We start from the raw sequence: 23,822 nt of genomic DNA, 5'->3' as shown, positions 1-23,822 counted from the left end.
AAGGTTCTCCAAAGTTTTTATGATGATTTTCAGACGACCTCATCCCTTTTCGAGGTCGTCTGAAAAGATTTAAAGCATATAGATAATATCTTAATAAATTTATAAGGGTCGGACAAGCAATTTATCTCAAAAACAGGATTTTTTGCTTTGATAAAAAGCAGATAAAGCCCAAAGAGTGCATTATCCGCATGAGCATCAATATAAAAATAAAACCTGCCTTCCCGTATAAAAATTCAGACGACCTACGGTCAACGGCAGGTCGTCTGAAAACACTTATTTCGCCTCGCGGTATTCCGCATCCGCTTTTTCAAAACGTTCTTGGATTTCACGAGACGGCTCTTTGTCGACAAGTGAAACGATAATAGCGACCACCAAGCAGGCAATGAAGCCGGGGACGATTTCGTACATGGTCAAAAGACCGGTTTCATGTGCCGCCAAAGCAGGTTTTTTGACCCACTCCGCCCACGCCACCACAGTCAGCGCGCCGGCAATCATGCCCGACAAAGCGCCGTATGCAGTGATGCGTTTCCACAATACCGACAGAATCACAATCGGGCCGAACGCCGCGCCGAAACCTGCCCACGCATAAGACACCAAGCCCAAAACTTTGCTTTCGGGGTCGGACGCAATCAGGATGGAGATCACAGCAATCGCCAACACCATCAGACGACCCACCCACACCAGCTCTTTTTGCGGCGCATTTTTACGCAAAAAGCCTTTGTAGAAGTCTTCGGTAATCGCGCTGGAGCAAACCAAAAGCTGGCAAGACAAAGTGGACATGACCGCCGCCAAAATCGCGCTCAAAATAATGCCTGCAATCCAAGGGTTGAACAATAAAGTAGAAAGCGCGATGAAGATACGTTCGTGGTTGCCGTGCATGGAAGCGGTTTGGTCGGGATTGGCACCAAAATACGCAATGCCGAAATAACCGACCGCCACTGCGCCTGCCAGACACAACACCATCCAAGTCATACCGATGCGGCGTGCGGACACCAGCGATTTCGCGCTTTCAGCCGCCATAAAGCGCGCCAAAATGTGCGGCTGACCGAAATAGCCCAAGCCCCATGCGGCGGTGGAAATAATGCCGATGACGGTCGTACCGGCAAACAGACTGCCGTATTCCTTGCCTGTACTTGCGGCAACATTTTGAATTGCGGCAGACATTTGATCTGCACCACCCAGACCCAGATACACCATTACCGGCGTCAAAATCAGCGCAAAAATCATCAAAGAAGCTTGCAGCGTATCCGTCCAGCTTACCGCCAAAAAGCCGCCCAAGAAGGTATAGGCAATGGTCGCACCCGCACCCAGCCACATCGCCTGATTGTAAGTCATGCCTTCAAACAGGCTTTGGAACAAAGTTGCACCCGCCACAATGCCCGAAGCACAATAAATCGTGAAGAAAAACAAGATAATCAGCGCGGAAACCACTTTCATCAAATGTCCGCCCGCGCCGAAGCGGTGGAAGAAATAATCAGGCAGCGTCAGCGCATTGTTGGCATATTCGGTATGTACGCGCAGACGGCCCGCCACCAAAAGCCAGTTGAAATACGCGCCGATCACCAAACCGATGGCAATCCAAGCCTCATTCAAACCGCTCAAATAAATCGCGCCGGGCAAACCCATCAAAAGCCAGCCCGACATATCGGACGCACCCGCCGACATCGCCGTAACGAACGGGCCCAAGCTGCGGCCGCCCAAAATATAATCATCGAAATTGCGCGTAGAGAAATACGCGGCCAGACCAATCAAGAGAACGGCAATCAGATAGATTGCAAAAGTGATATACATGGGATTCATGTACTATTCCTCATCTAAAACTTCAAAATCACGGGCTGATGAAATTGCAGGCAATCCATGCCCAAACATTTTTCTAATTAAAATACAGCGGGAATTCTCGCGCTTTTACTGACACGCGGAACAAATCATTTTCAATTACAACAAGATAAGTAAACAAATCCTATTGATTTGTAAATAATCCAATCCAGCATACCGTAAAAACTTCCACTTGCAAAGGCAGCGGAAACAGGTTCACCGCACAATGCAGATGCGCCAACCAAAATACCATGTAAAACAGAATATTATGAAAATCCATTAAAAAATCTTGTTTTTAAGCCCTGAAACTATCTTTCCTAATACCCAAACAATCCGTACAATTTTTCAGTAGTTAAACAACACCTAAAACGGATCAACCCAAATTCCGCCTTAAAACTACCTTGCTTCATTTTCAGACGACATTTTCAAAAACCAGCCCGCCAACGGCCTGCCGTTTCCTATATAATTCCCGCATTACCGACTGTCGCGCAATATCAATATATCGTCATGAAACGGCTCAAACGCATCAAAACCATCCTCCGCACGCTTTACCTCTACCACCTCGCCGAGCTGTTTGCCGCGCTTGTCCGTCCGGGCTGGGCGCGGACGCTGTTGAAAATGCTGCCGCAGTCGTCTGAATTTGAAAACGAACCGCCTGCCGTGCGACTTCGTTTGGCATTGGAGAGCTTAGGACCGATTTTCATCAAGTTCGGACAGGTTCTGTCCACGCGCCCCGATTTGATTCCGCATGATTACGCGGTCGAACTGGCAAAGCTGCAAGACAAAGTGCCGCCGTTTGACGCTCAGCTTTCACGGGAGCAAATCGAAAAATCGCTGGGGCAATCCATCGAAACGCTGTACGCGGAATTTGAAACCGAGCCCGTCGCCAGCGCGTCCATCGCCCAAGTACACAAAGCCCGCCTGCATTCGGGCGAACAAGTGGCGGTCAAAGTTTTGCGCCCCAACCTTTTGCCCGTAATCGAACAGGATTTGTCGCTGATGCGCTTCGGTACGGCTTGGGTCGAGCGTCTGTTTGCCGACGGCAAGCGTTTGAAACCGCGCGAAGTAGTGGCGGAATTCGACAAATATCTGCATGACGAGTTGGACTTGATGCGCGAAGCCGCCAATGCCAGCCAGCTCGGACGCAATTTCCAAAACAGCGATATGCTGATTGTGCCTAAAGTGTTTTACGACTACTGCACCAGCGACGTGCTGACCATCGAATGGATGGACGGCACGCCCGTATCGGAAATCGCCAAACTCAAAGCCGACGGCATCGATTTGCACAAACTTGCCGATTACGGCGTGGAAATCTTCTTCACGCAAGTCTTCCGCGACGGCTTTTTCCATGCCGATATGCACCCCGGCAACATTTTGGTCGCCGCCGACAACCGCTACATCGCCCTCGACTTCGGCATCGTCGGCACGTTGACCGATTACGACAAACGCTATCTCGCCATCAACTTCCTCGCTTTTTTCAACCGCGATTACCACCGCGTCGCCACCGCCCACATCGAATCGGGCTGGGTGCCCGCCGACACGCGCGCGGAAGAATTGGAAGCCGCCGTCCGAGCCGTGTGTGAGCCGGTGTTCAACAAACCGATTTCGCAGATTTCCTTCGGCTTGGTACTGATGCGCCTATTTGAAGTCAGCCGCCGCTTCAATGTCGAAATCCAACCGCAGCTTGTGCTGCTGCAAAAAACGCTGCTCAACATCGAAGGCTTGGGACGGCAGCTTGATCCCGATTTGGACTTGTGGAAAACCGCCAAACCGTTTTTGGTAAAATGGATGAACGAACAGGTCGGCCCCAAAGCCTTTTTACGCAACCTTAAAAACGAAGCCCCCGACTGGGCACAAATCATCCCTTCCCTTCCGCGCAAAATCAATGCGCTGGTTGACGAAAACCGCCAGCAGGAAATGCGCGATGCCTATATCCATTTGGTCAAAGTGCAGCAGCGGCAAAGCATGTGGCTGGGCGTGATTGCGGTTACTTTGCTTCTGATTTTGCTGTTTGATTAAAACGTACCTATTCAAAAGGTCGTCTGAAAACGAAATAGTAGTTTTAAAAAACTCGCTACCCGCATTTTCAGACGACCTTTTATTATGGATTTGAATAAAACGCGCACCTCAACCTCAGCATGGGCTTCGCCCAAGAAACAGAATAGACCGATATATTTTTCGCAGGGAAAGCCCACGCTACTTTTATACTCATTACCGAGGTCGTCTGAAACACGGATTACAGCTAGGCAAGCCTGCTATACCCGTTTTCAGACGACCTTTTTCCTTATACAATAGCCGCTTGAATTTTATATATTCTGATATAAAGGATACGGATTATGTTCGGCAAACAACTCTTTGAAGAAGTCAGCGCAAAAATCAGCGAAACCATCGCCAACAGCCCCGCCAAAGACATGGAGAAAAACGTCAAAGCCATGCTCGGAAGCGCGTTCAACCGCATGGATTTGGTTACGCGCGAAGAATTCGACATCCAGCAGCAGGTTTTGATCAAAACCCGCACCAAATTGGTCGAGCTGGAAGAGCGTCTGGCAAAACTTGAAGCCGCGCAAGAGCCTGAGCAGACCGCATTGGAAGCCGCGCAAGCCGCAGCCCAAGAAGCCGTCGAAGAAATCAAACAGCAAACCGAAGCCGGCGAATAAGGTCGTCTGAAACATGTCGCTTGCCTTGGTTTACAGCCGCGCCTTGAGCGGCATGAATGCGCCGTTGGTCGAAGTGGAAGCCCACCTTGCCAACGGCCTGCCTCATTTCAACATCGTCGGACTGCCCGACACCGAAGTCAAAGAAAGCCGCGACCGCGTGCGCGCCGCCATCATCCAAAGCGGTTTCGACTTCCCAGCCAAAAAAATCACCGTCAACCTAGCCCCTGCCGACCTGCCTAAAGAATCGGGACGTTTCGACCTGCCGATTGCGTTGGGTATCCTCGCCGCATCCGGACAAATCGCACCCGAAAAGCTCGCGCAATACGAGTTTGCCGGCGAATTGGCGCTTTCCGGCATGTTGCGCCCCGTGCGCGGCGCGTTGGCGATGGCGTGGCAGGGTATGCAGGCAGGACGCTCTTTCGTCCTGCCGCAGGAAAACGCGGAACAAGCCGCCGTGATGCGCGGCATTACCGTTTACGGTGCGCGTTCGTTGGGTGAAGTCGCTGCCCATTTGAACGGCATCGAACCCTTGGCGCAAACCGCCTGCCAAGTTCCGCAGAGGTCGTCTGAAAACGACAAACTGCCCGACCTCATCGATGTCAAAGGTCAACACACCGCCCGCCTTGCTTTGGAAATCGCTGCCGCGGGCGGACACAGCCTCTTAATGATGGGGCCGCCGGGAACGGGCAAATCCATGCTTTCCCAACGGCTGCCCGGCATCCTGCCGCCTTTGACCGAAGACGAATTGGTCGAAGTATGGGCTTTGCGTTCGCTCCTGCCCAATCATCAGCAACAACTCGACAGCCACCGTCCTTTCCGCAGCCCGCACCATAGCGCCAGCTCGGCAGCCATGGTCGGCGGCGGTTCCGACCCGCGTCCGGGCGAGATTTCATTGGCGCATCACGGCGTTTTATTTTTGGACGAGCTGCCCGAGTTTGATCGCAAAGTTTTGGAAGTTTTGCGCGAACCGTTGGAAAACGGCGAAATCCACATTTCCCGCGCGGCGCGTCAAGCCGTCTATCCCGCCAAATTTCAGCTTGTCGCCGCCATGAACCCTTGTCCTTGCGGTTATCTCGGGCATCCCGTCAAACCCTGCCGCTGCACGCCCGAAAGTGTCGCACGTTACCGCAGCAAAATTTCCGGCCCGCTGCTCGACCGCATCGATTTGACCATCGAAGTTCCGAGCCTGTCCGCCGCCGAACTGATGCAGCAGGAAGCAGGAGAAAGCAGCGCCGTCGTGTTGGCGCGCGTGATCGCCGCCCGCGACAAACAATACGCGCGGCAAGGCAAAGTGAATGCCGCCTTGAGCGTCAGTGAACTCGACACGTCCGCACGCATCCAAAAAGAAGCGCAGGAAGCCTTGGGCAACCTGTTGGAAAAACTTTCACTCTCCGCCCGCAGTTTCCACCGCATCATGCGCGTGGCGCGTACGCTGGCAGATTTGGCGGGAGATGAAGAAGTCGGCAGAAGCCACGTTTTGAAAGCCGTCAGCTTCCGCCGCGCGTTGTAAGATTTTTCAGACGACCTTGAATACTGAAAACGGAAAATTTAAGGTAAAAAACTCAGACGTATTAGGTCCTGCTGGTGTTTGAAATGCGGAATATTCTGTTTTATCAGAAAAAATCTGTTTTTGATAAATTGTCAGCACGTCCTAACATCACGGCGGTTTTCGTAAAAAGCATGTAAACAAATGGCGCATTTTTGCCCAATATAAAGGATATTGATAAAATGACCCGTCCCTGCCGATGGCAGCAGCAGATTCATCTGCCGCCAAAAGGTCGTCTGAACGGCATCATCAATATAGGTATCTCATGAATAAGAACACTCAATACGGCAAAGGCCTTTTCGGCTTTTTCTTCGGCCTCCTCCTCGCTACCGGCGTGATCGGGGGTATCCTGTATTTTCTGAATCAAGACACGCCGAACGCCTTTAAAGGCGCGACCGAGCCGCAAAAACAGCAAACCGAGCCTGAAATCCTCAAGCCGCAGGAAAAATCCAAACCTGAGGCTAAGCCTGAAGCCAAGCCTGAAACGGAAGAACCGCCTGTCGTTGTTCCCGTAGAGAAAGAGCGTCCGACCGAAGAGACCAAGCCTGAGGTGAAACGCAGCGAGGCTGACGACGATGCCGCAGCCAAAGAAAAAGAACGCGCTGAGAAAGAAGCGCAAGAAAAGGCAGATAAAGCCAAAGCCGACAAAGAGCGCGCAGACAAAGAAAAAGCGGAAAAAGAACGTGCCGTCCGCGAAGCAGAAGATGAAGCCCGCGAGGCTGAAAAAGCCCTGCGCGAAGCTGAAAAAGAAGACCAAGATGCTGCCGAACGCGAGTTGAAACAAAAACTTGCCGAGAAAAAGGCAGAGCTTGCGAAAAAACGCGCCGAAAAAGCCAAAGCCGACAAAGAGGCCGCCGATAAAGCCCAAAAGGCAGCTGAGTTGACCGACAAACAAAAAGCGCGCGCCGAGCGCAAACTTGCCGAGAAAAAAGCGGCAGAGAAGAAAGCCGCCGAAGCCAAAAAAACCGAAACTGCTAAAAAAACCAACAAACCGACTCCCGAACAAATCTTGAATAGCGGCAGCATCGAAAAAGCCCGTCAGGAAGCGAATAAAGGTGCGGCGAAAGAAGCGAAGAAAGCCGACGCGGAAAAATCATCCGCCAAAGCCGACAATGCTAAAGCTGAGACCAAAGCAGCAGAAGGCGGTAAAAAAGTCATCCTGCAAATGGGTTCGTACGCCGACCGCAACAGCGCCGACGCGCAACGTGCCAAACTCGCCATGCTGGGCATTTCGTCCAAAGTGGTCGAGCGCACCAACGGCGACAAAACCGTTTACCGCGTACAAAGCAACAGCATGTCGTCTGAAGCCGCGAAAAACATTCAGAAAGACTTGCAAAAACACAATATCAACAGCCTGATGCGTTCGGCTCAATAAGGAGGCGGCAATGAAACGGACAATCAAACCGGCAGCCGTACTCCTCAGTCTCGTGCTTGCCTTTTCCGCAAGTGCGCAGGCTGCGGTCGAAGGCGTGGATTACACGGTTTTGAAAAAACCGATTCCGCAACAAGACGCATCCAAAATCGAAGTTTTGGAATTTTTCGGCTATTTCTGCGTACATTGCCAAAACTTTGATCCCGTCTTGCTGTCATACAGCAAAACTTTCCCGAAAGATGTTTACCTGCGTACCGAACACGTCGTCTGGATGCCTGAAATGTTGGGCTTGGCGCGGGTTGCTGCAGCGGTTAACGCTTCGGGTTTGAAGTATCAGGCAAACCCCGCTATTTTCAAAGCCGTACACGAACAGAAAATCAATTTGGCGGATACCGCCACTTTCAAAAGCTGGGCGGCGGCACAAAAAAGCTTTGACAGCAAAAAACTGATTGCCGCATACGACGCACCCGCGAGCCTCGCAGCCGCTAAAAAAATGCAAAGCCTGACCGAGACTTACCGTATCGAAGGTACGCCGGACGTCATCGTCGGCGGCAAATATCGGGTCATATTCAGCAGCGATTGGGAGAATGGGCAGAAAACCATAGGCGAGCTGATTAACAAAGTCCGCCAAGAGCGTTCCGGCGGCAAAGCAGCTTCTAAAGCCGCGCGCTGACGGAATTTATCCAGACAGTTTCGGAATGATCGCTAAAGATAAGACGGTTTCCGAACTGTCTGTTTGTTTTGGGCGGCGTATAGTGGATTAACTTTAAACCAGTACGGCGTTGCCTCGCCTTGCCGTACTGGTTTAAAGTTAATCCACTATAAAATCCATAAAAACGATACTGCTGAGGGATGGTGCAAACACCGCCATCCCGCAGCAGTTTTCTGATTCTGATACCGCTTTATCCTGAAATCCAGACAGGCAAACGTCGTCTGAAAACCAAAAAAGAAAGCAATATGGACATTTTAACTTTATTAAAAGCCCTGATTATGGGCATTGTGGAAGGTTTGACGGAATTTCTGCCGATTTCAAGTACCGGCCACTTGATTGTATTGGGCGACTTGCTCAATTTCCACAGCAACGGCAAAGTATTTGAAATCGCCATCCAACTGGGCGCGGTACTTGCCGTGATTTTTGAATACCGTCAGCGTTTCACTTCCGTTTTGTCCGGACTGGGTAAAGACCGTGCCGCCAACCGCTTCGTGTTGAACCTTGCCGTCGCGTTTGTACCTGCCGCAGTCGTAGGTTTGCTGTTCAGCAAACAAATTAAAGAATATTTATTTAACCCAATTACCGTCGCCACCATGTTGGTATTGGGCGGATTTTTTATTTTATGGGTCGAAAAACGCCAAAGCACAATCAAGCCGAAAGTCAAAAGCGTGGATGAAATGCGTCCGATTGATGCGCTTGTGGTCGGTTGCGCCCAAGTGTGCGCGCTGGTGCCGGGGACTTCGCGTTCGGGCAGTACGATTATTGGCGGTATGCTGTGGGGCATCGAGCGCAAAGCTGCGACCGAATTTTCTTTCTTCCTCGCCGTGCCGATGATGATTGCCGCTACCGGCTATGACGTATTGAAAAACTACAAACTTTTTACTTTGCAAGATGTCGGCCTGATTGCCGTCGGTTTCATCGCCGCCTTCTTGGCAGGCCTCTTGGCGATTAAATCGCTGCTGAAATTCGTGTCCAGCAAAAACTACGTTCCGTTTGCCTACTACCGTATCGTCTTCGGCGGATTGATTCTGCTGACTTGGGCGATGGGCTGGGTCAAATGGGCAGCATGATGTTGAAGCAGGGATAAGCTTTAGATAAAGCAAAGGTCGTCTGAAAACCTTGTATACAAGATTTTCAGACGACCTTTCCCAGTATGGCGGGCTAATCCGACAAACCGCCCGCCCCTAGCCCGCGTGCAACACAAATATCGTCGGGCGTTTTTTCAAATTCGGTAGCGTTTTCATTTTCCGCCAAGCAGCAACGGTTTGGCTGATGATTTCCTGTGTCGGCAAAGTCAGGTCGGTTGCGGTGCAGAGGCGGGTTTCAGGGTACAAGGTTTCCAGTGCGTCGGCGAGCAGCGCATCGTTGCGGTAAGGCGTTTCGATAAAAATCTGGGTTTCGTTTTGCTGACGGGAACGCTGCTCCAAGCTCTTCAAAGCGGCGATACGCTCACTTTTCTCCGACGGCAGATAGCCTTTAAACGCGAAATTCTGCCCGTTCGCCCCTGACGCCATCAACGCCAGCAACAGGCTGGACGGGCCGACCAGCGGACGGACTTCATAGTCGTGTCGGTGCGCCAACGCCACCAGATTCGCGCCGGGATCGGCAACCGCGGGACAGCCTGCTTCGCTGAGAATGCCCATGCTGCGCCCTTCCTGCAAAGGTTTCAAAAGCTCGGGCAGGGTTTTCAGGTCGGTGTGTTCGTTGAGGGTTTGCAGGTTTAGCTCGCGGATGGGAGTCGTGATGCCCAAATGTTTCAGATGTGCGCGGGCGGTTTTTTCGGCCTCAACTACGAAATCGGTCAAGCCGGTAATCTGCGTCTGTTCGTGCGGCAGCAGGCAGGGGGTATCGGGCGCACCCAAAGGGGTGGGAATCAGGTAAAGAATCGGGGACATGATGGGTTTCCTATACGGAAGGTCGTCTGAAACCGTCATACGGCTGTTTTCAGACGACCTAAATGATTTCTACGCCTTCGTTTTTTAAAAACTCGACCAGTTTGAAGATGGGCAAACCGATAAGCGCGTTCGGGTCGCTGCTGTCTATGCGCTCCAGCAACGCCGCGCCCAAGCCCTCGCTCTTCGCCGCACCCGCGCAGTAAACCGCGTCCGGCTCGCGCGCCAGATAACGCTCAATCTGCCCGTCTGTCAGCGCGCGCATCAAGACCGACGTGTTATCGACATGACGCTGAATACGGCCCGAAGCAGTATTCAAAAGCACGATTGCGCTGTAAAATTCAATCTTTCTGCCGCTCAAATCCCTGAGCATTTGTTGTGCATTTGCGACGTTCATCGGCTTGCCCAACTGGCGGTCATTGCACCACGCCACTTGGTCCGCACCGATCACCAACGCGGCAGGAAATCGAGCCGCCAGCGAACGCGCCTTCCCTTCCGCCAAACGCAAGGCAGTATCCGCCGCGTTTTCACCCGCAGCAGGCGTTTCGTCGAAATCAGGCGCGACAGTTTGGAAATCAATACCCAAACGCTCAAGCTGCGCGCGGCGGAACACCGAACCCGAACCCAATATCAAAGGCAGTTTTGCATTCATATTTTGCTTAAAAATATTGACGTTAGACTGTCGAAATTATATCATACCCCGTTTATGTCAGACCCTAATTTGATTGACCCAGAAGTTTTCGCCTCCGAAAAGCAGACCCTGCAAGGCAGCTTCCTGCTTGAGGAATTGGACGAACGAGTCCGTTCGCACGATTATCCGGCCGACAAACAGACCAAAGTGTCGTTTACGCTGAGCGGCGGACGCGACCGACTGCAGCGTTTGTTTCTCGATTTAAACGTCAAAGCCGATATGCCGCTGATTTGCCAACGATGTATCCGCCCCATACCGTTTACGCTCGACGAAACCAGCCGCATTGTTTTGTTCGCCAATGAAGAGGACTTGGATGAAGCAATGCTTGCCGACGAAGAGTTGGAAGGCATGCCGATTGAGAAAGAACTCGACGTACGCAGGTTGGTGGAAGACCAAATCCTAATGTCGCTCCCCTTCTCCCCGCGCCACGAAAACTGCGACAACGCCGCGCTGGAACAAGTCAATCAGGACAAACCCAACCCTTTTGCTGTTTTAGCAGGTTTGAAAAGCAGTTAACCAGGACACAGTTTTATTTATCTAGGAGCTTGAAATGGCCGTTCAACAAAACAAAAAATCCCCTTCTAAACGCGGTATGCACCGCTCTCACGACGCTTTGACCGCGCCTTCTCTGTCTGTTGACAGCGTAACCGGCGAAGTACACCGCCCGCACCACATTTCCCCCAACGGCATGTACCGCGGTCGTAAAGTAGTGAAAGCCAAAGGCGAATAATCTTATTCGACTGACTGAAAAAGCCAGAATATTGCCATGCAATGCTGGCTTTTTTACATTACATCCGAACTGCCCGACTGCATGCCTGAATCCATCTCAACACTCGGCACGAAATCCTCACAGTTCAAACTGATACACCCAATCCAATCGGGAATCGCCATGAAACAGAAAATCTGGTACACCTACGACGACATCCACCGCGTTATCAAAGCGTTGGCGGAAAAAATCCAAAACTCCGGCGTCAAATACGATGCCATGATCGCCATCGGCGGCGGCGGCTTCATCCCCGCCCGTATGCTGCGCTGCTTTCTGGAAATCCCGATTTACGCCGTAACCACCGCCTATTACGACAGCGACAACGAAGGACAGGTGACGGAAGAAGTCAAAAAAGTCCAATGGCTCGACCCCGTGCCTGACGCGTTGAAAGGCAAGAATGTGCTCGTAGTCGATGAAGTCGACGACAGCCGCGTGACCATGGAATTCTGCCTGACCGAGTTGCAAAAAGAAGATTTCGGCACCATCGGTGTTGCCGTCCTGCACGAAAAAATCAAAGCCAAAGTCGGCAAAATCCCCGAAGGCATCCCCTACTTCAGCGGCCTTACCGTAGAAGACTGGTGGATCAACTACCCTTGGGACGCACTCGACATCGACGAACACAACCGCCTTGCCGCCGAAGGCAAAAAATAAGCCCGCGACGGAGAAGTCCGCCTTCTCCCGAAACGGCAAAAGCAAAATCCGTAGAACACCGACAAAACGAGATTTTGCCTCTTTTCAGCGCATCTTCATAAAACGCATTAGAATGTGGAACGCAACCCTTCAATCCGAAGCCCCCGACCACACATACACCCCTTTTCAGACGACCCCGTACCGCGTATCGCAAAAAGGTCGTCTGAAACCGACTGTGAAGCCGAACAAACCCACAGAGGCAGCCGACACCGTCCCTCTTCCGCTTCACAGCACAAACCGGAGAACAACATGATTACATTGGCCGTAGATGCCATGGGCGGCGACTCAGGTCTCGCAGTTACCGTCCCCGGTGCCCTTGCCTTTTTGAAACAGCAGCAAGACGTACACCTCATTATGGTCGGCGACGAATCCGCCGTCCGCCAAGCCCTCTCCGCAGCCAACGCGCCGATGGAGCGCATTACCGTGCTCCACGCCTCCGAAGTCGTCGGCATGGACGAAGCCCCTCAGCTTGCCCTGAAAAATAAAAAAGACTCCTCCATGCGCATTGCCATCAACCAAGTCAAAGAAGGCACCGCGCAAGCCGCCGTCTCTGCCGGCAACACCGGCGCGCTCATGGCGACCGCCCGCTTCGTCCTCAAAACCATTCCCGGCATCGACCGCCCCGCCATCGCCAAATTCCTGCCTTCCGACAGCGAACACCTGACCCTCGCCCTCGATTTGGGCGCAAACGTCGACTGCACGCCCGAGCAGCTCGTACAGTTCGCCATCATCGGCAACGAACTCTTCCAAGCCCTCTACCCGCAAAAAGGCAGCCCGCGCGTCGGCCTGCTGAACGTCGGCACCGAAGACATCAAAGGCACGGACACCGTCAAACAAACCTTCAAACTGCTCAAAAGCAGCAAACTGAATTTCATCGGCAACATCGAAAGCAATGGCGTCCTATATGGCGAAGCCGACGTGATTGTCGCAGACGGCTTTGTCGGCAACATCATGCTCAAAACCATCGAAGGCGCGGTCAAATTCATGAGCGGAGCCATCCGTCAGGAATTCCAACGCAACCTGTTCAACAAAATGGCCGCCGTCGCCGCTCTCCCCGCCCTGAAAGGTCTGAAAGGCAAACTGGATCCGCGCAAGTTCAACGGCGCGATTCTGCTCGGCCTGCGCGGCATCGTCATCAAAAGCCACGGCGGTACAGACGATATCGGCTTCAGCTATGCCTTAGAAGAAGCCTACCACGAAGCAAAATCCGCCAGCCTGTCCAAAATCGAACAAGGTGTCGCCGAACAACTTGCCGCATTGGAGACAATCAAGGAACAAAAAGAGGCTGCTTCTGATACGGCAGAATAACGCCATTGAACGATGAAATATAAAAACGTCGTCTGAAAAATTTTCAGACGACGTTTTTTTGAAAATCATATGCAGGCATTGGGTTGATGATTTTTAGAACAAACTTGTCAAACTATATGCTGTCCAGCAAACCAAAACTTGTGGCACAAACTTTATCAGCAAATTATGCCGAAACTTTAAAAGCTTTTTTCCATAACTTTTGAAAGCAAAGTCCACGTTGTATCACCATTGTCATCCCTTGTTCAGGCGAAAATCTCTATTTTAGTTTTTTTTTTCAAAAAATATTTAGATATTCAAGATTTCTAATCTTTGGATTTCCACTTGCACGAAAATGGTAGAGCCAATCTCGAAAACGAAATAAATTCGCTATATAAATCCGTTACCTGTCTCCCTACCCCACAACCGCGAACCTGAAACAATCAAAAAGGTCGTCTGAAAACGTTGGCGAAGCTGCTTGCCCGTTTTCAGACGACCTTTGTTTACGGCTATATATTATTCGCCCAAGAGCGCAATATCGGCTACTGCGTTCATCTGCTCTGCCAAGCGGTTCAGCAGGTTCAGGCGGTTTTGTTTTACGGTGGGATCTTCAGCCATCACCATCACGCCGTCGAAGAAGGCATCGACTTGTGGTTTGACGGAAGCCAGTTCGGACAAGGCGGTTTGGAAATTGCCTTCGGCGACTGCAGCGGCGATTTTCGGCTGCAAGCCTTGTGCGGCGGCGTACAGGGCTTTTTCTTCTTCCTGTTGCAGCAGGCTTTCATTGACTTCGCCCAGCGCGGCATCGGCTTTTTTCAGCAGGTTCTGCACGCGTTTGTTGGCGGCGGCGAGCGCGGCGGCTTCGGGCAGTTGTTTGAACGCGGCAACGGCTTGCAGTTTGGCGGTCAAATCGTCTAAGCGGCGCGGCTGTTTGGCGAGTACAGCGGCGACGATGTCTTGCGGATAGTCGTTTTGCAGCAATACGGCAAGGCGCGCCTGCATGAAGTCGGCGGTTTCAGACGACGTTTTCTCGTTGAGCAAACCTTGGGGGAAGCTGTCGAAGGTCGTCTGAATTAGCTCGTTTACGTCCAAACCATACTGCATCAGCATCCGCAAAATACCCAAGGCGGCGCGGCGCAGGGCGTAGGGGTCTTTGTCGCCGGTCGGAATCAGACCGATGCCCCAAATGCCGACCAAGGTTTCCAGTTTGTCGGCAAGTGCAACGGCAGTAGCGACTTTGCCGTTCGGCAGATTGTCGCCGGCGAAACGCGGTTGGTAGTGTTGCTCGACGGCTTCGGCGATTTCTTCGGTTTCTCCGTCCAAGCGGGCGTAGTATTTGCCCATCGTGCCTTGCAGTTCAGGGAACTCGCCGACCATTTCGGTCACCAAGTCGGCTTTTGCCAAACGCGCGGCGCGTTCGGCTGCGGCGGCATCCGCGCCCAGTGCTTTGGCGATGTGGGCGGCAATGCTTTGCAGGCGTTCGATGCGTTCGGCCTGCGAACCGATTTTGTTGTGATAAACCACGTTTGCCAGCTTGGGCAGGCGGCTTTCCAAAGTCGCTTTCTGGTCTTGCTTGTAGAAAAACTCGGCATCAGACAGGCGCGCGCGCAAAACGCGTTCGTTGCCTTGGATGATGTGCGACGGGTCTTCGGTTTGCAGGTTGGAGACCAGCAGGAAGCGGTTCATCAGCTTGCCGTTTTGGTCGAGCAGCGGGAAGTATTTTTGGTTTTGCTGCATGGTCAGAATCAGGCATTCCTGCGGCACGGCGAGGAAATGTTCTTCAAAACCGGCTTCCAAAACAACGGGGTATTCGACCAGCGCGGTGACTTCGTCCAACAGGGCTTCATCGGCGGCAACGGTGGCTTTCAGACGACCTGCCTGTTCGTTCAAGGCTGTCTGAATCGCGGCTTTGCGCTCGGCAAACGAAGCGACGACTTTGCCTTGCTCGCGCATTTGTGCGGCGTAGCTGTCGGCGTTTTCAATGGTGATTTCGCCGCTGGAAAGGAAGCGGTGTCCCAAAGTTTGATTGCCGCTTTGCAAACCCAAAACGCTGACGTTCACGATGTCGCCGCCGTGCAGCACAACTAGCCCGTGAACGGGACGCACGAAGGTAAACGTGCTGCTGCCCCAACGCATCACTTTCGGAATCGGCAGTTTCTTAACGGCTTGATTGATAATGTCTTCTAAAAGTTCGCCCAACGGTTTGCCGGTTTGGACGTATTCGTAGGCGTACACATCCTGCTTGCCGTCGTGGACGATGGTCAGGTCTTCGATTTTCGCGCCAGCACCGCGCGCAAAACCTTCCAAAGCCTTGGTCGGCGCACCGTCTTTCATGGCATTCGCTACAGCAGGGCCTTTTTTCACGATTTTCTGATCGGCTTGCACGGTTTTAACATTTTTGATTTGAACGGCCAAACGGCGCGGCGAGGCGTAGGCGGTAAATTCGGCTGCGCCGTCAATCAGTTGCGCTTTTTCCAAGCCTTCGGCAACAGAAGCGGCGAAGTGGTTGCCTAGATTATTCAGGGCTTTAGGGGGGAGTTCTTCGGTAAGGAGTTCGATTAAAAGGGTTTGGGTTGTCATGTGAGACTTTCTGTTTGTCCGTAGGCCCTGCTTATAAAGCCTGCATATGCCGTACGGCCTGTATTAATGGATACGCAATAAAGGTCGTCTGAAAACCTGTTTCAGACGACGTATCGTTATTTTTTAATCAACGGGAAGCCCAGTTTCTCGCGGCTTTCGACGTATTTCTGCGCCACGGTGCGGCTGAGGGCGCGGATGCGGCCGATGTAGGTGGCGCGTTCGGTCACTGAAATGGCGCCGCGTGCGTCTAATAGGTTGAAGGTGTGTCCGGCTTTGAGGACCAGCTCGTAGGCGGGCAGGGCGAGGCTGGCGTTTTCTTCGGCGAGCAGGCGTTTGGCTTGCGCTTCGTAGTCGTTGAACTGGCGCAGCAGCCAGTCGGCATCGCTGTATTCGAAGTTGTAGGTGGATTGTTCGACTTCGTTTTGGTGGTAAACGTCGCCGTAAGTTACTGTATTACCGTCGAGCGTTTTTGCCCAAACGAGGTCATAGACGTTTTCCACGCCTTGCAGGTACATCGCCAAGCGTTCGATGCCGTAGGTGATTTCGCCGAGTACAGGGGTGCAGTCGATGCCGCCGACTTGTTGGAAGTAGGTAAACTGGGTTACTTCCATGCCGTTTAACCAGACTTCCCAGCCCAAGCCCCATGCGCCGAGGGTGGGGTTTTCCCAGTCGTCTTCGACGAAGCGGATGTCGTGGACTTTGGGGTCTATGCCCAATTCGCGCAGGGAGTCGAGATAGAGGTCTTGGATATTGGCGGGGGCGGGTTTGAGGGCGACTTGGAATTGGTAATAGTGTTGCAGGCGGTTGGGGTTGTCGCCGTAGCGGCCGTCTTTGGGGCGGCGGCTGGGTTGGACGTAGGCGGCAAACCAAGGCTCGGGGCCGAGCGCGCGCAGGCAGGTGGCGGGGTGAGATGTGCCGGCGCCGACTTCCATGTCGAAAGGTTGGATGACGGTGCAGCCTTTGTCTGCCCAGAATGTTTGCAGTTTGAAGATGATTTGTTGGAAGGTGAGCATGGCTTATGTTTCGGATTGGGATAAAAGAGGGATTTTACTGTTTTGACGGTGTTTTGGGTAGGTGTACAGGCAGATGGAATGGCGGGGCGGCGGTGTGATTTGACTGTCAATAAATGCGGAAACATGCCACAATGCCGTTATCCTGTTGTCTGTTTTAATCTGTTTTGATTGAATTTGAGGAGTCGCCCATGACCCCGATTTTGGCTTTCGATATCGAAACCGTACCTGATGTGAACGGCATCCGCCTGTTGTACGACCTGCCTGCCTCTTTGCCGGACGACGAGGTGGTCTTGTTCGCCCAGCAGAAACGCCGCGCCCAAAACGGCTCTGATTTTATGCAACACCACTTACACCAAGTGGTCGCCATTTCCTGCTGTATGCGTTGGGGGCAGGACAAAATCCATGTCGGCACCATAGGCGAAATAAACGACAGCGAAGAGGAAATGATCGCCAAGTTTTTCGACCTTATCGAAAGCCATACGCCGCAATTGGTCAGTTGGAACGGCGGCGGCTTCGACCTGCCCGTCCTGCATTACCGCGCGCTGATACACGGCATTGCGGCGGCGCGTTATTGGGATATGGGCGAAGGCGATTTCGGCGACAGCCGCGATTTCAAGTGGAACAACTACATCAGCCGCTACCACAACCGCCATTGCGACCTGATGGACCTGCTCGCCCTGTACCAACCGCGTGCCAATGTGCCGCTGGACGATATGGCGAAACTTTGCGGTTTCCCCGGCAAACTGGGCATGGACGGCAGTAAAGTTTGGGAGGCGTTCCACGCAGGTCGTCTGAAAGACATCCGCGATTATTGCGAAACCGATGCGGCAAACACTTATTTAATGTTCCTACGCTTCCGCCTGATGAGCGGCGCTTTGGACGCGGATGAGTATGAAGTGGAAGTCAAACGGCTGAAGCATTACCTGACCGGACAGGCTCAGGACAAGCAGCATTGGAACGAGTTTGTCGCCGCGTGGCGTTAAACGTCAGGCTTGGAAAGGCTATCTTCCTGCCAACCATAAAGGTCGTCTGAAAAGCAGAATCCGGTATGAACTGGCCCCCAAATCTTGGACACTCATAAAAGCCTTTTCAGGCGCTCTGTGCAAGCTGGGTTCTGTATGCGACAGGACTCAGCTTTTTCAATTTCAGACTGCAACGCTCCCGGTTTTAGTAATCCATATAGTCATCTATCTGTTTCATCAATTCGTCCACCGTCAATTCTCCTGCGTTATAGAAACACTCCGTCTTCAACACCGCAAAGAAGCTTTCCATCGGCGCATTGTCCCAACAGTTCGCCTTACGCGACATGCTTTGAACCATGGAATGCTCCGCAAGCAATTCCCTATACCCCGCCGTACGGTACAGCACGCCCTGGTCGGAATGCAGCATCGTTCCTTCGCCGGTCAGCCGGGGTGCGGCTTTTTCGAGCATTTCCTTCACCATTTCGCTGTCGGCTCTGCGGCTCATGGCGTAGGCGACGATCTCGCGGTTGAACAAGTCCAAGATTGGCGAGAGGTACAGTTTGCCGTCGCTCCCTTTGAGTTCGGTCACGTCGGTCAGCCATTTTTCGTTGGGCTTTCGGGCTTTGAACCGGCGTTTGAGGAGGTGTTCCGATATTTCGCCCATGGCGGGATGGCGGTAGGCTTTTTTCGCCCGTATTTTGGCTTTCAGCCCCAACTGCCTCATCAACCGAGCTGCTTTTTTGCGGTTCCAATCCAATGCTGCGGCAATGCGCCTTTGCCCGTAGCGTCCTTTATGTCGTCGGTAGGTTTCGACAAGGAGGGCTTTGTCGGCTGCGTCGGGATTGGGCCGGTCTTGGTGGTGGTAGTAAAAGCTGCTTTTGGGCAGGTTTGCGATGTGCAGCAGGTATTTGAGCGGGTGTTGCGCCCTCAGTGTTTGGACGGTTTGGCTTTGTCCTTTTCGGTCCGCTTTTGGCTGAGGGCTTTTAACTCCTTTAGGTAGGCGACCTCTGCGCGCATATAGCACAACTCTTCGATAAGTTCTGCCTGTGTTTTTTCGTGGTCGGGTTTGTCGGCGATGAAGGGGTTTTTGCGGTGTTGGGTCATGGTTTTGGATTGGGGATGTTCGAGTGCGCCGATGCCGCCTTCTTGATAGGCGCGTATCCATCGTCGCAGGTGGGTTCGTGAGATGCCGTAGTGGTCTGCGGTACGCTGCTGGCTGCGTATATGCAGGTAGTGGAGTACGGCTTGGTATTTAAAGTGTAATGTATATTTGGTCATAAAAAACTGCACCTTGTGAGTTGGAGGGGATGTCCAACTTTTGGGGTGCGGTTCAAAACAGGGAAACCGGTTTTCAGACGACCTTTTTTGCAACCATGTTTTGATTGCCAGCCCATTCAAGAATGATAGTCTTGTAGCGTGGGCTTTGCCCACGAAGATGATGAGTAAAAGAACTGAAGATAATAAGCAAAAAAACTGCTGAAACTTTCCCTATTATTCGCGGGCAAAGCCCACGCTATGGGTTTTAAGCAAGCATAGTGTAATGAACACAAAAGGTCGTCTGAAAACGTACAATCACTATTTCAGACGACCTCTTACCCATAAAAAACCGCAGGTATGGAACCTGCGGTTTTTTATTTTACAATTTGCTGTCTTCGCTGTCGAGGAAGCTTCTGAGGCGGTCGCTGCGGGTCGGATGACGCAGTTTGCGCAGGGCTTTGGCTTCGATTTGACGGATACGTTCGCGGGTTACGTCAAACTGTTTGCCGACTTCTTCGAGCGTGTGGTCGGTATTCATGTCGATACCGAAACGCATACGCAGGACTTTGGCTTCGCGCGGTGTCAGGCTTTCGAGGATTTCTTTGGTGACTTCGTGCAGGCTGGTGTACATCGCGGCGTCTGCAGGGGCGACGTTGTTGGCATCCTCGATGAAGTCGCCCAAGTGCGAATCGTCGTCGTCGCCGATCGGGGTTTCCATCGAAATCGGCTCTTTGGCGATTTTCATGATTTTGCGGATTTTGTCTTCCGGCATTTCCATCAACTCGGCGAGTTTGGCGGAATCGGGCTCTTCGCCGGTTTCTTGCAGATACTGGCGGGAGATGCGGTTCATCTTGTTGATGGTTTCAATCATGTGCACCGGAATACGGATGGTGCGCGCCTGGTCGGCAATCGAGCGGGTAATCGCTTGGCGGATCCACCATGTCGCGTAGGTGGAGAATTTGTAGCCGCGGCGGTATTCGAACTTGTCGACCGCCTTCATCAAGCCGATGTTGCCTTCTTGAATCAAATCAAGGAACTGCAAACCTCGGTTGGTGTATTTTTTGGCGATGGAAATCACCAGGCGCAAGTTTGCCTGAATCATTTCCTGCTTGGCGGCTGCGGTTTCTTTTTCGCTCGACACCATGTTTTTGTTGATGTCTTTCAGCTCTTCGATGGAAATGCGGGTTTCTTTTTCCATGTTCGCCAACTCGGTTTGTTTTTCGAGGATGGCGTGGCGGAAGCGGTCGAGCGCGTCGCTCCAGACTCTGCCTTTGGCGACTTCTTCTTCCACCCATTTCAGGTTGGTGATTTCGGGCAGGAAGTTTTGGATGAAGTAGTCGCGTTCCATATGGACGCGGTCAAGGCAGATGTCGCGGATTTCGCGTTCAAGCTTGCGGATGTTTTCGACACGGCTGCGCAGGTTGCCGCTGAGGCTTTCGATTTGACGGGTGGCGAAACGGACTTCCAAGAGCTTGTTGGCGATGGCGTCGCGGTGTGCCAGATAATCCGGGTGACGGCTGTCGTGTTTTTCCAGCTTTTTGATCATCTTGCCGTATTCGCTTTCGATGAAGGCGAAATGATCCAGCACTTTTTGCTTCAATTCGGCAAGATGGGCGGCAGACATGGCTTCGGAGTCGCTGCCGGAATCGTCGTCATCTTCGTCTTCATCCGCTTCATCTTCATCGCTGCTGCCGGAATCGTCGTCGTTTGACGCACTTTCCAAGTGCCCCAAGCCCAATTCATTGAGCAACACTTCGTTCGGGTCGATGATGGCTTCAACCACTTCGTCCACGCGGATTTCATCCTTGCGGATTTGCTCGATCAGGGCAAGGATTTCTGCAATGGAGCCCGGACAGGCGGAAATCGCCTGCACCATGTTTTTCAGGGCGTTTTCGATTTTTTTGGCAATGATGATTTCGTCTTCACGGGTCAGCAGGTCAACCTGCCCCATTTCACGCATATACATACGCACGGGGTCGGTGGTTCTGCCGAACTCGGAATCCGCGCTGGACAAGGCAGCTTCGGCTTCGGCAACGGCATCGTCGTCGGTTACGGCGGCGGCGTTGTCGCTCAACAAAATGTCTTCCGCGTCAGGCGCCTGCTCGGTAACTTGGATACCCAAGCCGGAAATCATGCTGACGATGTTGTCGATTTGATCCGCATCGGACATATCGTCGGGCAAGGCGTCGTTGATTTCGGAATAAGTGATGTAGCCGCGTTCCTTACCCATGATGATGAGCTGGCGCAGACGGGCGCGCTGCTCTTCGAGGGTCAGCGGACGGTTGTCGTCCTGTTCTTGATAGTCTTCGTGATTTTGGTCTTTAGACATGGATTACTTTCTTGATCTGATGGTGTGCCGACGGTTTGCATGATGCACCTGAAGGCGGAACAGAGTGATAACCGATTTAAAGTCAATCTGTTGGATTATCACTCTGAGGTCGTCTGAAAGCTCTTTGGAACGGGTGTTCTGCGGGATCATATTCGCAGCTTGGGACAATGCTTTTCTGACGTCCTGAAGGTTGCTGGATTCGGCTGGGATTGCCGTTCGTTTAATTTTGCTTTGCCGTCAAAATCGATAGCAAGAGTTTTTTTTCATTTTCATTCAAACCCGATTGCAGGCTTTTCTGCTTGAGGGTTTCGATTTGTTGGTATTTTAACTCGTTAAGGAGTTTCTTCATGCCGATTTGGAAGTTTTCGCGGTCTTCTTCACCTTCGCCTTCCATTTCTTCAGAATAGAGTGTCGATTGGAAGATTTGGTTCACGGTTTCTTCATAAGGAGAACCACGCATATACTCTAAAACCTGCGCGGTAGCAGGTACGGCGGCATGGCTTTTAATGGTTTCGGCGAGATTGGCAAGGCAGGCGAAATCGCCGTCCAATGCCACATAATCGGGCAGGTCTATATATGCAGCCCAATCCGGATTTATCAAGAGGCTGCGGATTTGCCGTTGTACCAGCGTCAGCATGACTGGCTGTTTGACGGAAATCGGAGGCAGTTTGTAGCTTTTTTGTTTGACGTGCCGCTTCGGTGCTTCCTGCCCCAGCAGTTGGGCGAGATTGTCGGGGTCGATGCCGACCAGCTCGCTAAGCCGTTGTTTCAACAAATAAGCCAATGCCGGCGCGGTGATTTGCGCCAAAAGCGGCGAACTGGTTTTCACCAATTCCGCCTTACCTTCCTGCGTATTGAGATTGAGGTCGTCTGAAAGATGCTCCCAGAAATATTCCGACAAGGGCTTGCTTTGATTCAACAGCGCATCTTCAAATTGCGCTTTTCCGTAGGCGCGGATGTAGCTGTCGGGGTCGTGTTCTTCGGGTAGGAACAAAAAATGCAGCGATTTATCGTCTTTCAACTGCGGCAACGCATTTTCCAGCGCGCGCCAAGCCGCTTTCCGACCCGCGCTGTCGCCGTCGAAACAGAAATAAATACTGTCCGCCTGCCGCATCAGGATTTTGACGTGTTCCGCCGTCGTCGCCGTACCCAAAGCCGCCACGCCGTAGCCCACGCCGAACTGCGCCAGCGCGACTACGTCCATATAGCCTTCGACCACCAAAATCCGCCCTGCTTCTTTAACCGCAGCACGACCTTCATACAATCCGTAAAGGTTTTTTCCTTTATCAAACAGAGGCGTATCAGGCGAATTCAAATATTTCGGCTTCGAGTCGTCCAACACCCTGCCGCCGAAACCGATTACCTGCCCGCGCGGATTGCGGATAGGAAACATAATCCGATGACGGAAACGGTCATAATGCCGCCCCTCGTTGTCAATCACCATACCCGTATCCACCAACGCGGTATTCGGGTACGGTTGGAACACTTGCGCCAAAGGCTGCCAGCCGTCGGGGGCGTAGCCCAAACCATAATGCGCGATGACTTCCGCACTCAAACCGCGCTTGTCCAAATAAGCCTTCGCCGTCGGATTGAATTTCAACTGTTGCGCATAAAAATCAGCCGCCGCAGCCGTCGTTTCCTCCAGCGTCTGCTGTTTTTTCTTACGTTCGGCACGGACTTCAGGATTATCGTTCTGCCCGCGCACTTTCGGCACGACCATGCCCACGCGGTCAGCCAGAAACTGCACCGCCTCCGGAAACGACAGCCCCTGATGTTCCATCACAAAACCAATCGCCGAACCATGCGCCCCGCAACTAAAACAATGATAAAACTGCTTGGTCGGACTGACCGAAAACGACGGCGTCTTTTCCTTGTGGAACGGACAACAAGCCATATAGTTCGCCCCGCCCTTCTTCAGCGGAACCTGCTCGTCGATAATATCGACAATATCGACTTTGGCCAGAAGCTCGTCAATGAAATCGGATGGAATCATAGTTCGGCGGATGCGTATGGACGGGACAAACGTTTTCAGACGACCTCTTATCTTAAAGGTCGTCTGAAAACAGAATCTCAAATCGGGTTGGGAATAAGGTTCGTATTATAACGTGTATTCGGGATAAAAATAGCACTCTTACAAAACCGACTCCTTAGCTGACAGCTTATGCAACAGAAACTTTCGAGGTCCTTGGATTCGGATTTCAAGTGCAACACTAGTGTATCAGTGGTTTGAACAGATTCAAGAATAAAACACTTGGC

General features: G+C 52.3%; 21 protein-coding genes. 12 read left to right on the top strand and 9 right to left on the bottom strand.

Annotated elements, in window-relative coordinates; genetic code table 11:
• Nucleotides 1-273 precede the first annotated feature (273 nt).
• Nucleotides 274-1,800 (bottom strand): sodium/proline symporter PutP, encoded by a 1,527-nt coding sequence (putP, locus tag AC5M9B_RS08590; protein ID WP_209282976.1) that lies wholly within the window; start codon nucleotides 1,798-1,800, stop codon nucleotides 274-276.
• A 522-nt stretch (nucleotides 1,801-2,322) separates the two neighbouring features.
• On the opposite strand from putP, the gene ubiB reads away from it, so the two are divergent.
• The 6 genes from ubiB to AC5M9B_RS08560 all read left to right on the top strand — a co-directional run bounded on the left by ubiB (nucleotide 2,323) and on the right by AC5M9B_RS08560 (nucleotide 9,172).
• Entirely contained in the window at nucleotides 2,323-3,834 is a 1,512-nt protein-coding gene (gene ubiB / locus AC5M9B_RS08585; RefSeq protein WP_455007397.1) for a ubiquinone biosynthesis regulatory protein kinase UbiB, read from the top strand.
• 317 nt (nucleotides 3,835-4,151) lie between these two features.
• Nucleotides 4,152-4,472 (top strand): accessory factor UbiK family protein, encoded by a 321-nt coding sequence (locus tag AC5M9B_RS08580; protein ID WP_016686683.1) that lies wholly within the window; start codon nucleotides 4,152-4,154, stop codon nucleotides 4,470-4,472.
• 13 nt (nucleotides 4,473-4,485) lie between these two features.
• Entirely contained in the window at nucleotides 4,486-5,982 is a 1,497-nt protein-coding gene (locus AC5M9B_RS08575) for a YifB family Mg chelatase-like AAA ATPase (protein ID WP_209282979.1), read from the top strand.
• 301 nt (nucleotides 5,983-6,283) lie between these two features.
• Nucleotides 6,284-7,393, top strand: a complete 1,110-nt coding sequence (locus AC5M9B_RS08570; RefSeq protein WP_209282980.1) for an SPOR domain-containing protein — start codon at nucleotides 6,284-6,286, stop codon at nucleotides 7,391-7,393.
• Between the two features lie 10 nt (nucleotides 7,394-7,403).
• Nucleotides 7,404-8,063: a thiol:disulfide interchange protein DsbA/DsbL gene (locus AC5M9B_RS08565; RefSeq protein WP_209282981.1), complete on the top strand. Its 660-nt coding sequence runs from the start codon at nucleotides 7,404-7,406 to the stop codon at nucleotides 8,061-8,063.
• Between the two features lie 284 nt (nucleotides 8,064-8,347).
• Complete coding sequence (locus AC5M9B_RS08560; RefSeq protein ID WP_209283370.1) at nucleotides 8,348-9,172, top strand: undecaprenyl-diphosphate phosphatase; 825 nt, start codon at nucleotides 8,348-8,350, stop codon at nucleotides 9,170-9,172.
• A 114-nt stretch (nucleotides 9,173-9,286) separates the two neighbouring features.
• On the opposite strand, the gene AC5M9B_RS08555 is transcribed toward AC5M9B_RS08560, so the two are convergent.
• Nucleotides 9,287-9,997, bottom strand: a complete 711-nt coding sequence (locus tag AC5M9B_RS08555; protein WP_209282982.1) for an SAM-dependent methyltransferase — start codon at nucleotides 9,995-9,997, stop codon at nucleotides 9,287-9,289.
• A 58-nt stretch (nucleotides 9,998-10,055) separates the two neighbouring features.
• A complete protein-coding gene (locus tag AC5M9B_RS08550) occupies nucleotides 10,056-10,646 on the bottom strand; it encodes a Maf family protein (protein ID WP_209282983.1) in 591 nt (196 codons plus the stop codon).
• A gap of 54 nt (nucleotides 10,647-10,700) precedes the next feature.
• On the opposite strand from AC5M9B_RS08550, the gene AC5M9B_RS08545 reads away from it, so the two are divergent.
• The 5 genes from AC5M9B_RS08545 (at nucleotide 10,701) to plsX (ending at nucleotide 13,449) form a co-directional block, all read left to right on the top strand.
• Complete coding sequence (locus AC5M9B_RS08545) at nucleotides 10,701-11,201, top strand: YceD family protein (protein WP_209282984.1); 501 nt, start codon at nucleotides 10,701-10,703, stop codon at nucleotides 11,199-11,201.
• A gap of 34 nt (nucleotides 11,202-11,235) precedes the next feature.
• Nucleotides 11,236-11,415 carry a 50S ribosomal protein L32 gene (rpmF, locus tag AC5M9B_RS08540; RefSeq protein ID WP_003744026.1) on the top strand — a complete coding sequence of 60 codons (180 nt, stop codon included), beginning with the start codon at nucleotides 11,236-11,238 and terminating at the stop codon, nucleotides 11,413-11,415.
• 159 nt (nucleotides 11,416-11,574) lie between these two features.
• A complete protein-coding gene (locus AC5M9B_RS08535; protein ID WP_029609809.1) occupies nucleotides 11,575-12,102 on the top strand; it encodes a phosphoribosyltransferase in 528 nt (175 codons plus the stop codon).
• Nucleotides 12,103-12,214: 112 nt separating this feature from the next.
• The gene (locus tag AC5M9B_RS08530) at nucleotides 12,215-12,394 is read left to right on the top strand and encodes a hypothetical protein (RefSeq protein ID WP_487648518.1); all 180 of its coding nucleotides are present in this window, start codon (nucleotides 12,215-12,217) and stop codon (nucleotides 12,392-12,394) included.
• A complete protein-coding gene (plsX, locus tag AC5M9B_RS08525) occupies nucleotides 12,391-13,449 on the top strand; it encodes a phosphate acyltransferase PlsX (protein ID WP_487648517.1) in 1,059 nt (352 codons plus the stop codon). Before AC5M9B_RS08530 ends, plsX begins: the two co-directional genes overlap by 4 nt.
• 492 nt (nucleotides 13,450-13,941) lie before the next feature.
• Here plsX and glyS read toward each other — a convergent pair whose 3' ends face one another.
• Both glyS and glyQ read right to left on the bottom strand, forming a co-directional pair.
• The gene (gene glyS, locus AC5M9B_RS08520) at nucleotides 13,942-16,005 is read right to left on the bottom strand and encodes a glycine--tRNA ligase subunit beta (RefSeq protein WP_487648516.1); all 2,064 of its coding nucleotides are present in this window, start codon (nucleotides 16,003-16,005) and stop codon (nucleotides 13,942-13,944) included.
• Nucleotides 16,006-16,121: 116 nt separating this feature from the next.
• A complete protein-coding gene (gene glyQ / locus AC5M9B_RS08515) occupies nucleotides 16,122-17,018 on the bottom strand; it encodes a glycine--tRNA ligase subunit alpha (RefSeq protein WP_003744037.1) in 897 nt (298 codons plus the stop codon).
• Nucleotides 17,019-17,206: 188 nt separating this feature from the next.
• On the opposite strand from glyQ, the gene AC5M9B_RS08510 reads away from it, so the two are divergent.
• Complete coding sequence (locus tag AC5M9B_RS08510; RefSeq protein WP_101810874.1) at nucleotides 17,207-18,001, top strand: 3'-5' exonuclease; 795 nt, start codon at nucleotides 17,207-17,209, stop codon at nucleotides 17,999-18,001.
• Between the two features lie 184 nt (nucleotides 18,002-18,185).
• Here AC5M9B_RS08510 and AC5M9B_RS08505 read toward each other — a convergent pair whose 3' ends face one another.
• The 4 genes from AC5M9B_RS08505 to dnaG all read right to left on the bottom strand — a co-directional run bounded on the left by AC5M9B_RS08505 (nucleotide 18,186) and on the right by dnaG (nucleotide 23,559).
• On the bottom strand, nucleotides 18,186-19,004 hold the full coding sequence (locus tag AC5M9B_RS08505; protein ID WP_487648515.1) for an IS3 family transposase: 819 nt from the start codon (nucleotides 19,002-19,004) through the stop codon (nucleotides 18,186-18,188).
• Nucleotides 18,908-19,258, bottom strand: a complete 351-nt coding sequence (locus AC5M9B_RS08500; RefSeq protein ID WP_487648514.1) for a helix-turn-helix domain-containing protein — start codon at nucleotides 19,256-19,258, stop codon at nucleotides 18,908-18,910. The genes AC5M9B_RS08505 and AC5M9B_RS08500 overlap by 97 nt, the downstream gene beginning before the upstream one ends.
• 358 nt (nucleotides 19,259-19,616) lie before the next feature.
• Nucleotides 19,617-21,566 carry an RNA polymerase sigma factor RpoD gene (gene rpoD, locus AC5M9B_RS08495; protein ID WP_101810908.1) on the bottom strand — a complete coding sequence of 650 codons (1,950 nt, stop codon included), beginning with the start codon at nucleotides 21,564-21,566 and terminating at the stop codon, nucleotides 19,617-19,619.
• 220 nt (nucleotides 21,567-21,786) lie between these two features.
• On the bottom strand, nucleotides 21,787-23,559 hold the full coding sequence (gene dnaG / locus AC5M9B_RS08490; RefSeq protein ID WP_070654517.1) for a DNA primase: 1,773 nt from the start codon (nucleotides 23,557-23,559) through the stop codon (nucleotides 21,787-21,789).
• Nucleotides 23,560-23,822 lie beyond the last annotated feature (263 nt).

It is taken from the genome of Neisseria flava, assembly GCF_982712965.1.
The sequence above is the reverse complement of the archived record's forward strand: the minus strand, read 5'-3'. Positions and strand labels throughout refer to the sequence as shown.

Bases quoted from the DNA above. Each gene is read 5' to 3' on its own strand.
- putP (WP_209282976.1), bottom strand. From the start codon at position 1,800: ATGAATCCCATGTATATCACTTTTGCAATCTATCTGATTGCCGTTCTC.
- ubiB (WP_455007397.1), top strand. From the start codon at position 2,323: ATGAAACGGCTCAAACGCATCAAAACCATCCTCCGCACGCTTTACCTC.
- AC5M9B_RS08580 (WP_016686683.1), top strand. From the start codon at position 4,152: ATGTTCGGCAAACAACTCTTTGAAGAAGTCAGCGCAAAAATCAGCGAA.
- AC5M9B_RS08575 (WP_209282979.1), top strand. From the start codon at position 4,486: ATGTCGCTTGCCTTGGTTTACAGCCGCGCCTTGAGCGGCATGAATGCG.
- AC5M9B_RS08570 (WP_209282980.1), top strand. From the start codon at position 6,284: ATGAATAAGAACACTCAATACGGCAAAGGCCTTTTCGGCTTTTTCTTC.
- AC5M9B_RS08565 (WP_209282981.1), top strand. From the start codon at position 7,404: ATGAAACGGACAATCAAACCGGCAGCCGTACTCCTCAGTCTCGTGCTT.
- AC5M9B_RS08560 (WP_209283370.1), top strand. From the start codon at position 8,348: ATGGACATTTTAACTTTATTAAAAGCCCTGATTATGGGCATTGTGGAA.
- AC5M9B_RS08555 (WP_209282982.1), bottom strand. From the start codon at position 9,997: ATGTCCCCGATTCTTTACCTGATTCCCACCCCTTTGGGTGCGCCCGAT.
- AC5M9B_RS08550 (WP_209282983.1), bottom strand. From the start codon at position 10,646: ATGAATGCAAAACTGCCTTTGATATTGGGTTCGGGTTCGGTGTTCCGC.
- AC5M9B_RS08545 (WP_209282984.1), top strand. From the start codon at position 10,701: ATGTCAGACCCTAATTTGATTGACCCAGAAGTTTTCGCCTCCGAAAAG.
- rpmF (WP_003744026.1), top strand. From the start codon at position 11,236: ATGGCCGTTCAACAAAACAAAAAATCCCCTTCTAAACGCGGTATGCAC.
- AC5M9B_RS08535 (WP_029609809.1), top strand. From the start codon at position 11,575: ATGAAACAGAAAATCTGGTACACCTACGACGACATCCACCGCGTTATC.
- AC5M9B_RS08530 (WP_487648518.1), top strand. From the start codon at position 12,215: ATGTGGAACGCAACCCTTCAATCCGAAGCCCCCGACCACACATACACC.
- plsX (WP_487648517.1), top strand. From the start codon at position 12,391: ATGATTACATTGGCCGTAGATGCCATGGGCGGCGACTCAGGTCTCGCA.
- glyS (WP_487648516.1), bottom strand. From the start codon at position 16,005: ATGACAACCCAAACCCTTTTAATCGAACTCCTTACCGAAGAACTCCCC.
- glyQ (WP_003744037.1), bottom strand. From the start codon at position 17,018: ATGCTCACCTTCCAACAAATCATCTTCAAACTGCAAACATTCTGGGCA.
- AC5M9B_RS08510 (WP_101810874.1), top strand. From the start codon at position 17,207: ATGACCCCGATTTTGGCTTTCGATATCGAAACCGTACCTGATGTGAAC.
- AC5M9B_RS08500 (WP_487648514.1), bottom strand. From the start codon at position 19,258: ATGACCAAATATACATTACACTTTAAATACCAAGCCGTACTCCACTAC.
- rpoD (WP_101810908.1), bottom strand. From the start codon at position 21,566: ATGTCTAAAGACCAAAATCACGAAGACTATCAAGAACAGGACGACAAC.
- dnaG (WP_070654517.1), bottom strand. From the start codon at position 23,559: ATGATTCCATCCGATTTCATTGACGAGCTTCTGGCCAAAGTCGATATT.